20 protein-coding genes and 3 pseudogenes are annotated in these 12,665 nt (G+C 68.6%); 14 read left to right on the top strand and 9 right to left on the bottom strand.

Features of this window, described 5'->3' with window-relative positions; genetic code table 11:
* The 5 genes and pseudogenes from AS594_RS40310 to AS594_RS40295 form a co-directional block, all read left to right on the top strand.
* Positions 1-420: cation efflux transmembrane domain-containing protein (locus AS594_RS40310; RefSeq protein WP_167368184.1), on the top strand; the 420-nt coding region annotated here is incomplete at its 5' end.
* Between the two features lie 97 nt (positions 421-517).
* Positions 518-933: pseudogene (locus tag AS594_RS48340) on the top strand (recombinase family protein); the annotation flags it as partial.
* Between the two features lie 12 nt (positions 934-945).
* Positions 946-1,191, top strand: a complete 246-nt coding sequence (locus AS594_RS48335) for a hypothetical protein (protein WP_420877933.1) — start codon at positions 946-948, stop codon at positions 1,189-1,191.
* On the top strand, positions 1,188-1,556 hold the full coding sequence (locus tag AS594_RS40300) for a GNAT family N-acetyltransferase (RefSeq protein WP_069931506.1): 369 nt from the start codon (positions 1,188-1,190) through the stop codon (positions 1,554-1,556). Before AS594_RS48335 ends, AS594_RS40300 begins: the two co-directional genes overlap by 4 nt.
* Before the next feature lie 93 nt (positions 1,557-1,649).
* The gene (locus AS594_RS40295) at positions 1,650-2,012 is read left to right on the top strand and encodes a GNAT family N-acetyltransferase (RefSeq protein ID WP_069931507.1); all 363 of its coding nucleotides are present in this window, start codon (positions 1,650-1,652) and stop codon (positions 2,010-2,012) included.
* Between the two features lie 100 nt (positions 2,013-2,112).
* On the opposite strand, the gene AS594_RS47740 is transcribed toward AS594_RS40295, so the two are convergent.
* Complete coding sequence (locus AS594_RS47740; protein WP_338120240.1) at positions 2,113-2,241, bottom strand: hypothetical protein; 129 nt, start codon at positions 2,239-2,241, stop codon at positions 2,113-2,115.
* Between the two features lie 17 nt (positions 2,242-2,258).
* Positions 2,259-4,118 carry a pentapeptide repeat-containing protein gene (locus AS594_RS40290; RefSeq protein WP_338120239.1) on the bottom strand — a complete coding sequence of 620 codons (1,860 nt, stop codon included), beginning with the start codon at positions 4,116-4,118 and terminating at the stop codon, positions 2,259-2,261.
* Between the two features lie 296 nt (positions 4,119-4,414).
* On the opposite strand from AS594_RS40290, the gene AS594_RS44270 reads away from it, so the two are divergent.
* The gene (locus AS594_RS44270; RefSeq protein ID WP_141747207.1) at positions 4,415-4,603 is read left to right on the top strand and encodes a hypothetical protein; all 189 of its coding nucleotides are present in this window, start codon (positions 4,415-4,417) and stop codon (positions 4,601-4,603) included.
* A gap of 482 nt (positions 4,604-5,085) precedes the next feature.
* Positions 5,086-5,259: a hypothetical protein gene (locus tag AS594_RS47140; RefSeq protein WP_240509425.1), complete on the top strand. Its 174-nt coding sequence runs from the start codon at positions 5,086-5,088 to the stop codon at positions 5,257-5,259.
* Positions 5,260-5,615: 356 nt separating this feature from the next.
* On the opposite strand, the gene AS594_RS40280 is transcribed toward AS594_RS47140, so the two are convergent.
* Positions 5,616-5,816 (bottom strand): hypothetical protein, encoded by a 201-nt coding sequence (locus AS594_RS40280; RefSeq protein ID WP_069936359.1) that lies wholly within the window; start codon positions 5,814-5,816, stop codon positions 5,616-5,618.
* A 380-nt stretch (positions 5,817-6,196) separates the two neighbouring features.
* Here AS594_RS40280 and AS594_RS47425 point away from each other — a divergent pair.
* Positions 6,197-6,388, top strand: a pseudogene (locus AS594_RS47425) (Ku protein); the annotation flags it as partial.
* A gap of 94 nt (positions 6,389-6,482) precedes the next feature.
* Positions 6,483-7,001, top strand: coding sequence for a Ku protein (locus AS594_RS47420; protein ID WP_276207492.1), 519 nt, complete (start codon positions 6,483-6,485; stop codon positions 6,999-7,001).
* 140 nt (positions 7,002-7,141) lie between these two features.
* Here AS594_RS47420 and AS594_RS40270 read toward each other — a convergent pair whose 3' ends face one another.
* Positions 7,142-7,486: a DUF6233 domain-containing protein gene (locus AS594_RS40270; protein WP_069935784.1), complete on the bottom strand. Its 345-nt coding sequence runs from the start codon at positions 7,484-7,486 to the stop codon at positions 7,142-7,144.
* Positions 7,487-7,501: 15 nt separating this feature from the next.
* Positions 7,502-7,951, bottom strand: coding sequence for a LexA family protein (locus AS594_RS48330; protein ID WP_420877932.1), 450 nt, complete (start codon positions 7,949-7,951; stop codon positions 7,502-7,504).
* A 523-nt stretch (positions 7,952-8,474) separates the two neighbouring features.
* On the opposite strand from AS594_RS48330, the gene AS594_RS43715 reads away from it, so the two are divergent.
* Positions 8,475-8,684: a hypothetical protein gene (locus tag AS594_RS43715; RefSeq protein ID WP_141747279.1), complete on the top strand. Its 210-nt coding sequence runs from the start codon at positions 8,475-8,477 to the stop codon at positions 8,682-8,684.
* 587 nt (positions 8,685-9,271) lie between these two features.
* Here AS594_RS43715 and AS594_RS47135 read toward each other — a convergent pair.
* A pseudogene (locus AS594_RS47135) lies at positions 9,272-9,458 on the bottom strand (DUF6009 family protein); the annotation flags it as partial.
* 132 nt (positions 9,459-9,590) lie between these two features.
* On the bottom strand, positions 9,591-9,968 hold the full coding sequence (locus tag AS594_RS45670; RefSeq protein ID WP_206281785.1) for a hypothetical protein: 378 nt from the start codon (positions 9,966-9,968) through the stop codon (positions 9,591-9,593).
* Here AS594_RS45670 and AS594_RS45665 point away from each other — a divergent pair.
* A complete protein-coding gene (locus AS594_RS45665; protein WP_206281784.1) occupies positions 9,962-10,294 on the top strand; it encodes a hypothetical protein in 333 nt (110 codons plus the stop codon). The genes AS594_RS45670 and AS594_RS45665 overlap by 7 nt on opposite strands.
* Here AS594_RS45665 and AS594_RS40250 read toward each other — a convergent pair.
* Together AS594_RS40250 and AS594_RS40245 are read right to left on the bottom strand one after the other, a co-directional pair.
* Positions 10,269-10,565, bottom strand: coding sequence for a hypothetical protein (locus tag AS594_RS40250; protein ID WP_338120204.1), 297 nt, complete (start codon positions 10,563-10,565; stop codon positions 10,269-10,271). The genes AS594_RS45665 and AS594_RS40250 overlap by 26 nt on opposite strands.
* Positions 10,562-11,035 carry a DUF2269 family protein gene (locus tag AS594_RS40245; protein WP_069935922.1) on the bottom strand — a complete coding sequence of 158 codons (474 nt, stop codon included), beginning with the start codon at positions 11,033-11,035 and terminating at the stop codon, positions 10,562-10,564. The genes AS594_RS40250 and AS594_RS40245 overlap by 4 nt, the downstream gene beginning before the upstream one ends.
* Before the next feature lie 86 nt (positions 11,036-11,121).
* Between AS594_RS40245 and AS594_RS40240 the strand changes: the two genes are divergently transcribed.
* The 3 genes from AS594_RS40240 to AS594_RS47735 all read left to right on the top strand — a co-directional run.
* Complete coding sequence (locus tag AS594_RS40240) at positions 11,122-11,463, top strand: PadR family transcriptional regulator (RefSeq protein ID WP_069774349.1); 342 nt, start codon at positions 11,122-11,124, stop codon at positions 11,461-11,463.
* The gene (locus tag AS594_RS40235; protein WP_069935921.1) at positions 11,460-12,131 is read left to right on the top strand and encodes a permease prefix domain 1-containing protein; all 672 of its coding nucleotides are present in this window, start codon (positions 11,460-11,462) and stop codon (positions 12,129-12,131) included. The genes AS594_RS40240 and AS594_RS40235 overlap by 4 nt, the downstream gene beginning before the upstream one ends.
* 328 nt (positions 12,132-12,459) lie before the next feature.
* Positions 12,460-12,665 (top strand): Scr1 family TA system antitoxin-like transcriptional regulator (locus tag AS594_RS47735; RefSeq protein WP_338120241.1); only part of this gene is annotated, 206 nt, incomplete at its 3' end.

Genomic DNA, 12,665 nt, shown 5'->3' with positions numbered 1-12,665 from the left:
GCCGTGTACGTCACCCTCGACGCCGTCCGGGCGCTGGCGGGCACCGGCGAGGCCGAACGCTCCATCCCCGGCATCGTCATCGCCGCTCTCTCGCTCGCGGTGATGCCGTTCCTGTCCGCCGCTCAGCGCAAGGCCGGCCGCGAACTCGGCTCCGCCAGCGCGGTCGCCGACTCCAAGCAGACCCTGCTGTGCACGTACCTCTCCGCCGTCCTCCTGGTCGGCCTGGTCCTCAACGCCACCCTCGGCTGGTCCTGGGCCGACCCGATCGCCGCCCTGGTCATTGCCGCCATCGCCGTCAAGGAAGGCCGCGACGCCTGGCAGGGCAAGGGCTGTTGCGCACCCACCGCCGCGGTGGCACCGTCCGCCGGCGGTGAGGCGGACGCGTGCGGCTGCCGCCCCGGATGTGACTGCTGCACCTGACCGTCCTCGGTGACCGGCAGGGCCCGGGCGTGTCAGGGCCCTGCCGGCGTTCACGATCGTCCGCCCCGGCGCCGCCGCTGACGGCACACTGACGCGAGTGACCAACCTGACCGATGTCCTCGCCGCGGACGACGACCTCCTCGCCGTCTTCCCCCTCCGCTCCAGCGAGATCCGGATCGGCTACGCCCGGGTCTCCACCGGCGGGCAGAAGTTCGACCGGCAGATCGACGCCCTCACCCTCGCGGGATGCCGGCGCATCTTTCCTGAGAAGAAGTCCGGGAAGAACGACCTGCGCCCGGAGCTGAAGGCGTGCCACGCCTTCCTCCAGAGCGGGGACACGCTCGTCGTCCCCTCCCTGGACCGGTACGGCCGCAGCCTCCAGGACCTGGTGAACATGGTCGCCGAACTCCGTAAGCGGCAGATCGGCTTCACCTCCCTGCACGAGAACCTCGACACCACCACCCCGGCGGAAGGCTGATCTTCCACGTCTTCGCCGCCCTCGCGGAATTCATCCGGGAACTGATCGTGTCGGGCACCAACGAGGGCCTGGCCGCCGCGCGGGCCCGCGGCCGCGTCGGCGGCCGACCCACCGTCGTCAACGACAACCTGCTGCGCGCCGCCCGCGACATGCTGCCCAACCCGGAGAACAGCATCGAGACCATCGCGGCCCTGCTCGGCGTCTCGGTGGGCACCCTCTACAACCACATCCCGGAGCTCAAGGAGCTGCGGACCTCCCGCGTCCCGGCCCAGCTCGAAGGCGGCAGCCGGTGACCGACCAGGCGCAGGAGGCATGGGCCGACGCCCTGGCCGAAGAGATCCAGACCAGGTACCCGGGTGTACGCCTTCAACTCGGGATCGATCGTGGTCCGTACCTCGTGCTGTTCTGGATCTTCTTGCCCGAAAGCGAACGGGGCAAAGGGCTCGGCACCCGAGTCATGAAGCACATCACCGCCGCCGCCGATGTCCGTGGTGTACCGATCACGCTCAGCCCGAGCGACACGTTCGGCGGGGACCTGCACCGACTGCACGCGTTCTACCGACGTCTCGGCTTCGTCCCCAACACCAGGCGCGGCGAGATCGGCTCTCCTCGGGAGAGCATGGTCCGCACTCCACACAGCTCCGCCTCGGTCGGCTAACCCCACTGACACACCTCGCGGCAAAGCCACTGACGTTTTCGTGGCAGACGACACTTCGCCGATTGCCGCCCGATCGAATCGAAAGGAGCGTTCATGGACCAAGCACCGAAGTCATGGGCCGATGCCCTGGCCGAGGGGATACGGACCAGCAACCCGAGCGTGCGGCTTGAACTCGGACTCGATCGCGGTCCGTATCTCGTGCTGTTTTGGATCGTCCTCCCGGAGAGCGAGCGAGGGAACGGGATCGGCACGCGCGTCATGGAGCGCATCACCGCCGCGGCCGACCTGCACGGTGTGCCGGTGGCGCTCGGTCCAAGCGGCAATTTCGGCGGGGCCCCGGATCGGCTGCACGCGTTCTACCGACGCCTCGGCTTCATCACCAATGCCAGCCGCGGCGAGATCGGCTCTTCCAAGGAGAGCATGATCCGCGCACCACGCCAGTTGGCGGCCCGGTGACCTGGGCGCTGAAATCTCTGGTGCGGCGACATCTGACCGAGCGAGCGCACCATTTGTTTCAGTGCGGCGCTCTGCTTGGACCTGGCCGTCGGGCGATAGGTCAGCGTTTCACGCGGTTACGAACGGCCAGGACCGCCAGGCCCAACAGGACCGGCTCGGTCACGCGGGACGCCATCTCGATGTAGGTGCCGGTGGTGGTCAGGTCCTGGCCGGAGGAGCGGAACACCACCGAGTTGAGCGTGACGTTCAGGGCCTTCTCGAAGCGCTCGCCGGTGAACCGGTCCCCGTGGGGTTCTGGGGATCAGCCTTGTCGATCTCGAAGGTGACCTTGCCTCCGCCGGGCGGCACGGTGCCGGTCGCTTCCTGCTTCGGGAAATCCTTCGGGAGCCCGAAGCCCACGAGCAGCATGATGGTGATGAGCATGGCGGCAGCGAGCCAGCCCAGGGCCCGGGAGGCGCGCAGACCGTAGCCGGACAGTGCCCAGTAAGCGGTCAGAAGGCTCCGTTCGCTTCGGGGGATGTGGTCGGCGTGGCGGCGCATCTCCATCTCCCCGTAGTAGAAGTCGGCCGCCCCCGGCTCGTGTTTGCCATCCTCGAACGCTTTGCGCAGCGCCCGGTACACCGGCGCCAGTTGCAACGGCCCGACACGTCCAGTTCCGAGCACCGCCACGTTCCAGCCCCGGACTGCCGCCGGCCGGCTCGCGCGCCAGTGGTGTTCTTCGGCGAGGGTACGGCGCTGGGTGAACCGTACGGGGCGCCAGCGCCCCCAGTGCGTACGCGGCGGGACTGCATCGAAGGAGCAGTTGCCCTCCAGCCGCAGCTGGTCCAGGTGCACGGTCCCGGTGAACAGGCACCCCGACAGGTCGACGTCCGCGAGGACCAGATGCGCCGCGTCCACGCCACGCAGCGAGGCTATGCGCACCGTGGCGTCGGGCGCGTCGGCCAGAGCCTGTTCTGCCACCGGCTGGCCGTCGGGGAGAACGAAGGGGTCGGCTTCCGCGGCGATCGTGAGGGGGTATTCGAAGACCGCGTGGGCGAAGTCCACCGTGGCGTAGCGCAGACGCAACTCGGCGGTAGACGACCAGCGGGTCCGCCGACACTCCAGGCGGCGTGCGGCGAAGGAGAGGGTCGCCGGGCCGCCGAACACCGCGCCGGACAACTTCATCCGCCCCGCGCACACCAACGGCCCGAGGCTGACCGACTGCTCGAAAACCGCCTGCCCGAACCGGGCATCGCTCTGGAAGGTCGCCGACCCGAACATGGCGTAGCGCTGGAAGGTCGCCGACCCGAACATGGCGTAGTCCTGGAAGGTCGCCGACCCGAACATGGCGTAGTCCTGGAAGGTCGCCGACCAGAACCCGGCGCCGCCCTGGAAAGTCGCCGACTCGAAGTCGGCGCCGCCCTCGAAGGTCGCCGACCTGAACCCGGCGTCGCCCTCGAAGGTCGCCGACCCGAAGTCGGCGCCGCCCTGGAAAGTCGCCGACCCGAACCCGGCGCCGCCCTGGAAAGTCGCCGACCTGAACCCGGCGTCGCCCTCGAAGGTCGCCGACTCGAAGTCGGCGTAGTCCTCGAAGGTCGCCGACCAGAACCCGGCGTCGCGCTGGAAGGTCGCCGACCCGAACCCGGCGTCGCCCTCGAAGGTCGCCGACCCGAAGAGGGCGCGGCCCTGGAAGGTCGCCGACCCGAACATGGCGTAGCCCTCGAAGGTAGCCAACCTGAACCCGGCGTCGCCCTCGAAGATCGCCGACTCGAACATGGCGTCGCCCCGGAAGGTGGCCGACCCGAAGAGGGCGCGGCCCTGGAAGGTCGCCGACCCGAACCCGGCGTCGCCGAAGTGGGGGTGTCCGGTGGCGGGGTCGCGGAGGGCATCGAGGAGGGCGTCCAGAAGAGGTTGGGTGAAGGTGGTGCCGCAGTGGTCGATGTCGGCGCCGGGGGTCAGGCCGGCCAGGTAGGCGTCGCGGTCCGTGTCGTCCAGGTGGGCGAGGCATGCGGTGTGGCCGGGGACGTGGATGCCGCGGCAGCCGACGGGGTCCACCGGCGTGGTGCCGTGGCCACAGTGCGGCCAGGCAGGCGGAGTTGGGGACGGTTCGGAGCTCGGGTGGGGCATACCCGAAGGACGATCCTGCACGACCGGATAGTTGCCGATCGAGCGTCCGAGTCCGCACTGCCATCTTCGCTGCGGCACTGAAAGGCGTCCTGAAATGAATCGTGCGCTACTGAAATCTTCCATGCCGTCCGACACGCGACCCCACCGCGGTCAAGGAAAGCCCACTGACATATCCGTGGCAGACCCACTGACGTTCTCGTGACAACCGACAGGGCCCTCACCCTCCTACCGGCCGGCAGCGCGCGTGCTTCTCGTGCCCCCTGCCCGGCCGGGCTCACGGGGAGCACCATGGAGCTGTGGCTTCCTCGGATGAGCAGGGTCAGGGTGCGGGGCTGGAGCCGGTGGGCCGGGTACATGCGGTCCGGCTGACCGAGCAGCTGCGTGCGGCGATCGGCGAAGCGCAGCGGGCGGCTGTGGTGCTGGCGCAGCGGGTGCGCGAAGCGCACCGGGCGCGGGTGTGGGTGGCCCTGGGCTACGGCGGGTGAGTACCCGCAGGCCGAGCTGGGGATCAGCCGGGCGCAGGCGTTGGGGTCGTCGCCGACCTCGACCTGCTGCCCGCGGCCTACCGCGTGCTGCAAGTCCCCCTCGGTGTACCGGGCGCTCGTGTCAGCAGACGGGCCGAGGGTCCTGTCTGCTGGGGGCAGCGAGGACCACATCCGGCCGCCCACCTTGATGGCGGGCATGCACCCGCGACGCGGGATCGGCCAGGGGGCTGATCGCCGTGGTCTGGGCGCGCCTGCTGGCCTTAGGAAATCGAACACGAGTAGCATTCTGGGGTGGCTACGTACGACTTTCCCGAAGACCTTCGCGCGGCTCAGCTGCGCCTGCACCAGACTTGGGCGGAGTACGAAGCCCTCGGCCGCACTCTCCCTGGTCGGTGGAGCCCTCGGAGGGGTGGACGGCTCCGAAGGTTCTCTACAGCGACGGGGAACCCCGCAGCCTGCCGCCCAGCCCTGGGTACACCGACGTGCAGAAGGTGGAGGTCGCCCGCCTGCGTCGTGAGCTCCTTGAGTTGTCGGCTGTGGTGTCGACGCATCCGTACTGGGAGACGGTTGAGGTGGGCAAGAGGGTGGATCAGCGGATGGCGCTGAAGCATGTGCATGAGCTGGACGCTGATGCTGACCGGGCGGAAGCGGCGTAGTCATGTCTGGTCTGCCTGCCCGGGTGCCCACAAGACGCGCCTTCTGCAGCCCGAGACTCACGACGCTTAAGACACAGCGCACTCCGGGCAGGCAGTGACCGTGACGCCCTGGTGGTCGTTGTTCGCTGACGCGTGCATGCATATCCGTCCCCACGGACCCGCGTTGTGGGGGCCCTGCCCCCGTTCAGGGCTCTCACCCCCATGCCGGCCGGCACAGCGGCGGCGTCAGTGCTCCCGCGCTCCACCGGCTCACCGGACGCTGACCAGGCCAGACGCCAGCGAATCCCCGCCCGGTGCGGGGGACTGCTCGGCGAATGCGTCCGGTTCCCCCTTGGCAGGGCCAGCTGATACGAAAGTCAGGCTGGCCAAAGCTCCGCGCCGTTGGCGTCCGTGTCGGCGAGGAGCACCAGGTCCTCCTCGCTCACGCGGGCCCGCCCGCGGGCCACGGCGAGCTTGGCCAGGTAGGCGAGGTGGAAGTCGTCGGGGAGGTCTCTGCCGCCCTGGGTGGCCCGGTGAACCAGACACAGTGTCGTCCGATCCGACGCGGGCCGCGACAAGCTCCTCGGCGGACGTGCTGAGGTAGGTGATGGCGTCGGAACGGATCAGACGGCTTTTCTCCGGCTCGCTGTGACTTGGACTGAGCACCCAGACGTCGGCCATGGTCCCCTCCCGAGGGTCAGCGGTGATCATCAAGACCCATCCTCCACCCGGCCGGAGCTAACGACAGGACGACACCGGGGGTGATCGACGACGACTCGCGCACCTTCGCCCTCGCGCAAACCGGATCGGGGTAGTGGGCCTCTGCGGAGACCCGCTCGTCGTCGCCTCGCCCGGTGAGAGCGACCATCCCGACGTTTCACCCGGCGGAGTGTCCGGGCCCGCCCCCACGCCCACTGCGGTGTCCGTTTTAGGCGATCCCCACCGCTGGAGGCCCGCCATGCCACGCCCCATCTGGAGTGGAGCCATCTCGTTCGGCCTAGTGACCATCCCTTGTCGCGTCCTGAGCGCCACCGAGAACCACAGCATCGCCTTCCGTCAGTTCCATGAGGCCGATGGCGGTCGGATCCGGTACCAGAAGGTCTGCGAGCTGGACGGGCAAGTCGTGCACCAGGGCGAGATCGGGCGCGGCTACGAGATCTCCCGCGACACGATCATCGAGGTCACGGACGCCGAGCTCGACGCATGCCGCTGCCCACCGCGAAGGCCATCGAGATCGTCGCTTCGTGCCGGCCGAGTCCATCGACCCTGTACGCATCGGCGACTCCTACTATCTGGCAGCCGACGGCGCCGTCGCAGCGAAGCCCTACGTGCTCCGCCAGGCCCTGGAGCGCTCCAGCAAGGTCGCCGTCGCCAAGTACGCGTGGCACAACCGGGAGCGCCTCGGGCTGCTGCGGATCAAGGAGGACGCGATCGTCCTGCACAGCCTGAAGTGGCCGGACGAGATCCGCTCCCCTGAGTCCTTGCTCCCCAAGCCTGTGCCCGTGGCCGACGAGGAGATCGAGGCGGCCGTCGACCTCATGGAGGCCATGGCCGTTGAGGACCTCAGTGGTTTCCGTGATCATTACCGCGCAGCCCTGGAAGATCTGATCCGCGCCAAGGCCGAGGGTGCGAAGCCCGAAGGGGCTCAGCCCGAGCCGGCCGCGGCCCGTCGTCGACCTCATGTCCGCACTGCTCGAATCCGTGAGTCGCACGCCAGGCCCGCGGCGAGGTCCAGGCCGCGCGGGCGGCGCGGGCGGCGATGATGCGAGCGTCCATGACATGGCCGGGCACGTAGAACGCAAAGCCGCGAACGCGCCCGCCAAGAAGCGGCCAAGGCCCCGGGCAAGAAGTCGGCGGCAAAGAAGACGACGGGGCGTAAGTCCAGCGCCTAGGTCAGCCCGTCTTACTCGAGGATGCCCAGTTCCGTGTCCGGGCGGCACAGGGTGCAGGCGCTGACCCCGTCGTGCAGGGCCTGGATCGCGTCCTGCCGGCTGATCGCCTTGCTGCGGACCTCGCTTCCGCCCATGGAACACGCGCCGACGTGCACGGCGACGGGCGTGTGCCCGTTGATGCTGATCTGCACCGTCCACTCCGGCGGCGGCTTCTGCCGCTCGATCTTCTCGTGGATGACAGCCTGCTGCTCCAGGTGCCGGATCCGCTCCCGCACCCGGGCCAGGATCGCGAGCAGGAAGGTCTCCAGCACGCGCAGGCGCGACAGGTCCGGTGGGAGATCAAACGGTGCGGACATGGCGGTGCCCCGCCTTCAGGTCAATCGGTAGGAGCGCCAGCGGCTGCCACTGCGCGAGATCACGCCCTGCTGCTCAAGCCGCTTGAGCTGGTACTGCACGGACGAGGTGCTGGACAGGCCGACCCGGTGACCGATCTCGCGAACCGTCGGCCCCTCCCGTGCTCGTAGATCCACTCCCGGATACAGGCCAGAACTTGCTCCTGCCTCACGGTCAGGTGACCCATCACGGCGCATCCCTCCCTCGTTTGTGGGCGCGTACCGGCTGGGACAGGGCGGCCCGGGCGGCGGTCGATGTCCGGCCGGGGTGGACCAGAAGGGATGCCAGAAGAGCCGGTTGGAGAGGTGCAGCAAGCGACGCCGCAGCGCCGTGGTGCCGCGTGGGTGGGCAGCGGCAAGCGCGGTGTACGTACGGCCCCAGTCGTACTGCGCCTGCGCCAGGTCGTCGGGGAGCGTGGAATGCGCCATGACTCAAATTAGACCATGCGTTCGATTTTGGAGTCACGCTCACCACGCAGGCGCGAGAGTGGCGGTGTGGTCGGGCACGCTAGTTGGCCGCTCTGGGCTCGCCAGGTGGCCGCGCACGTGAGCGTTTACCCGCCCCATCGCTGCAATCGCGCTCAACCGGTGCGGCTCTGCGATGACGGGGGCAAGCTCCGGAAGTGACTACCTTCCTCAGTCAACTGCCAGCACTCATCGGTGTCATCGTCGGCGCCTTCGGAACGCTCCTCACAACCCGCCTCAATGACAGAGCGCAGTGGACGCGAGCCCTTTCAGTACGGTGGGACGAGCGACGATTGGATGCCTACTCCGAGTACGCTCGCGCACTCAAAGAGGTCCACTTACTTGCGCACCGCATAACGGCGCCGTCCCGGCCCTCGTCACGGGCGCATCCGATCGATCGGACCACCGGACTTGAGCTGCTGGCCGAAGCGGATGCCCAGCGGACCAAAGCGTGGAGGGGGTGCTCTTGCTGGGTGATGCTGACACGGTGGCTGCCGCGCGCGAATGGCGGTGGGCGGTCCTGCAGCTGGAACGGGCGGCACGGGATCTCGCCGAACCTGACTTCGACTGGGTGGCTGCCGTGCGTCGGGCCGACGACGGTCGGGACCGTTTTTACACCGCCGCCAGAGCTGGCCTGACCGTGGGAAGCGACGACGTGGCACAGTCCCGATGGCTCGCCGATCGACAGCTGAACTAGCGACGTCGGTGGCCCCTGGGCTGGGGTACGGCCGCGCGCCGCCTGAGTATCAGGTGGCCAACTGAAGCGCACAATGGCCAACTACAAGTAGCGATCGTCGCGGCGATGGCCCGCTCGTGCGCACGCTCGATGATCCGCCGCGTCTTGTCGTCCCCCAGGGCCCATACCACCACCAGGCTCGCCTGCGGCCGGAAGACGAAGTCGACGGCGAGCAGCGGGTGACGGAGGCCACCGGCCGACCGAGGACGGTGGCCCGCCGCGCCCGGGACGCTGGCCCGGCCCTTCGCCGGCAGCCCGGGGGCCGGGGTGGGGCCCTCTCCGGGCACAGAGATCAAGGTCTGGCCGCGATGCCGTCGCGGCCAGACCTGCGCGTCGCAGGCTCTTCGCGGCCTCTGTCGCGGCCCGCGAGGACCTGAACGCACGTGCGCGCGTAAGGGGGTCCAGAGAGTCCACCCCGGCTCACTGACCTGCCTCTGCATGCGCCGTACTGGCAGGCGCACTCTGGTCAACAGCGTCAATGGGACGAGGCTTGAGCAACGTCAGCCGTACTGAGAGCTGGCGGACTGCCCGGCACAAGGCTCCGGTCTTTACAGTGGCAGCGTTATGCCGAGCTCTTGCATGGCGGAAGAGGGCGGGCCGCCCTCCGAGCGTTCGGTCTTGCGCCCCTTACTGGTGGGGGTAAGGGTGCGGGGGTCGATCGCTTCGGCGGGCGCCGGTGGAGTACACGCCGTCGGGGTCTCTGTCGCGGTCATGCGGCAGCAGGACAACGACCTGCGCGTCTACCGCCCGACGACAGTAGGGAACGCCCCCGATCTCTCACCTCGGACAGCGCGACACGCCCGCCCGAGCCCGCTCTTCAGCTCTGACCAGGGCCTCGGCATGCGGCGGCTGTCCGGGTACCCGTGCTCACGCCTTCGGTTGGTAGCCGTCGTAGTCATTCCAACTGGGGGATTGAGTCATCAGTTGTTTCCAGGTAGGCCAGACCTCCTGGGTCTGCTGGCGAACCAGTTCGCCGGGCATGCTGAATGGTGGGGCCTTGTGCGGTTTGTCGAGTGCTTGACCGACGATCGTGTCGTAGAGCACGGGCGCGGCGTGGAGGCGGGGCAGCGAGGCATGGATGCGGTCTGCGTAGCCGGCCGGGAGGGTGTGGGGCCCCTCGGGGCCAAGGTCGAATCCGGCGCCGGCCGTCACCAACGCGATCTCGGGACGTTTGCGTATGGCGATTTCGTAGTGCAGGTGCAGGGCGATCGCATCCCATATGACCTCGACCCTCTCGGGTGACACCCCTGGTCGGTGAGGAAGCGGGCGGCCAGGTCGGCGCCGTCAATATCGAAGGGCTGATCGCCGTTGCCCTCGGGGCTGAGTCCGGCGTCGTGCAGAAGGCAACCCAGAAACAGCAGTTCGTCGTCATAGTCGCGGCCGGGTTGCAGGCCTTGCTGCTCTCCGAGGAAGCGCCCGTAAAGATAGCTGCGCATGCTGTGGTTGAAGATTGCTGGGTCCTCGATGCCTTTCACGAAGCGCATCGCGCTCAGTGCTACGCCGGTACGAGGAAAGAGCAGTTCAGCGTATGCGTTGTCCATCACGTCACCCTTCCTGGGCATTGCGTGTAAGAGGTTGGCTTCCCTGGGTACGAATGTTGATCCGCCGTAGGGCAAGCAGTCCGCCGACTCCCGGGATGGCGGAGCGCCATCGGGCGCCCGTCGAGGCGGCAGACGGGGCCATCGAAGTGGCCGCGATGACGACGAGGTAGGCCGTGCCGTGCAGCGGGCCGACGAGCGTCGTGATCGCTTGCGTGTGTGTGGTGAGCAGGTTGCCCAGCAGAACCGCGAAGGAGGCGGTCTCGGCACCGGCCGCGATCCGCAACATGTGCACGGGGATCACGCTCCCGTGGTCGAGCCAGGACGGACGATCATCAGGATGACGACGATCGCCCAGAGGACGTTGAAGATGCCGGTGAGCATGGTCAGCCGGGTCGCCGCGGGACGCTGCCCGTCCTGGGGCGCTGAGTCCTGGGTCAACGCGAGCAGGCGCTGCTGGCCGGGCAGGATGGCCATGGCGAGGATGGCCGCGGCGATCACGGTCAACGCGAGCGATGCGATCAGCCAGGCGTCGGTGAGGACGCCGAGCAGGGCTCCGGTGGCGAGCCCGAAGACCGGCACGGCGAGACCGGCGAGAGCGTAGCCGCGGCAGATCCGGTGCAGGAGTGCGGCGATCCCGGCGGCTCGCCCGTCCGGATCCTGGCCGCCAGATGCCTGCAGCGCGTAGCGGGGGAACATGGACGCGGCCACCGTGATCGATCCGACCGCCAGAATCGCCGCGAGGACATGTACGGACAGCAGCACCTTGGTCACTGCGGATTCCTCCGAGCAGAAGCGTTAAATATGTTGGCTGCCAATACATACACTGCCTACAGCAATTTTGGGTAGGCTGCCTACTCATGAGGGCAGACGCGGTGCGAGGGCACCTGGACGGACTGTTGCTGGCCGTGCTTGAACCAGGCCCGCTGCACGGCTACGCGATCATCGCCGCGGTCCAACACCGCAGCAGGGGCGCACTTGAGCTGCGCACGGGCACGATCTACCCGGCCTTGAACCGGCTGGAGCGGCTCGGGCTGCTGAGCAGCAGCTGGCAATCTTCTGGTGAACGGCGACGGCGATGCTACGAACTCACCGACGCCGGACGGCACACCCTGGCCAGCGAGCGCACCGCGTGGAGCGAGTTCACCACAGCGATCGGCTCGGTCCTGAACCCCGCCGCACCGCCCGGGTTTGCCACATGAGCGCCACCAGTCGGCAAGCCGACCCCATCGAGGATTACATCGCGGCCCTTACAGCCGCCCTGCACGGCCCGGCCCGAATCAAGGCCCGGATGATCGAGGAGATACACGACGGCCTCGCGGACACGGTAGAGGCGCACACCCGCGAAGGAATGGCCTACCAGCGCGCCGCCCACCAAGCAGTGGGAGAGTTCGGGACCCTCGACGAACTCGTGCCGAGCTGCCAACGGGAACTGACCATCACCCAGGCCCGGCACACCGCCCGGGCCGTCGCCCTCACCGCCCCCTTCCTGGTCGCCTGCTGGTACCTGGCCTGGACCACCGACCACGATCAGCCCTGGCAGCTGCCACGCACGGCTCAGCTACTGGCCGTTCATCTGGCCGGTGTTGCCAGCGTCGCAGCACTACTCGCCGCGGCGACGCTGGCCACCACCGGCACCCTCGCCCGCTGGCTGCCCATTCCGCACCAGCTGCCCCTCGCGGTCGCATGGACCGGTACTACCGCCAGCGTTGCCATGGCGGTCGCGACGCTCGCGCTCGCCACCGCCTCCGTCCTGGCCACGAACTGGCCACTGCTCGCGTTCGCCGGCGCACTCGCAGCCGCGTCGCACGCCGTGGTGGCAGCCTCGGCCCGCGCCTGCCGCCAATGCGCGCGCCTGCCGGCCACGTGACCCACCGCCTCTCGGCTGCGCGGCTGACGTACCCTCGGACACGTCAACGGGCCATCAGCCACTGGATCAAGATCACCTACGTAATCGCAGGTAGTTACCCGTGTGCGGCTGGCTGCCCGCCGTCGGCGGCCACTGGTGCGCGAAGGCCTGGCATGGTGACCGCGGCGAGGTCCAGGCGGCAACAGCGCGAAGAGGCGAAGCACGCCGGTCCGCCCTGTAGAGCACTGCTCTGCACTGGGCGCCACCGAACGGCAAATTACATCGTCACAATCCATTCGTGCCCCCGCCGAATCCGGCGGCACGGCGCGTGATCAACTGCCGGTGCTCCATGCCAACCTGCTGGCACGCGCAGTGGCTTGGAGCTGGAGGTAGACCGCCCATGGCGGCGAACAACGACCCCACCGTCAGGGGAGCAGTGGTGTACCTGGAGAGGTTCACCAGCGGCCTCTGCCTGGAAAGGCCGGCCGACGTCCAGCAGTACAGCGCGCTGTACACGCACCTGCAGGCCCAGGCCCACAGCCCGGACCACACCCA

Source organism: Streptomyces agglomeratus (genome assembly GCF_001746415.1).
In the GTDB taxonomy this organism is placed as follows: Bacteria; Actinomycetota; Actinomycetes; order Streptomycetales; family Streptomycetaceae; genus Streptomyces; species Streptomyces agglomeratus.
This window is presented reverse-complemented; position numbering and strand designations above follow the sequence as displayed.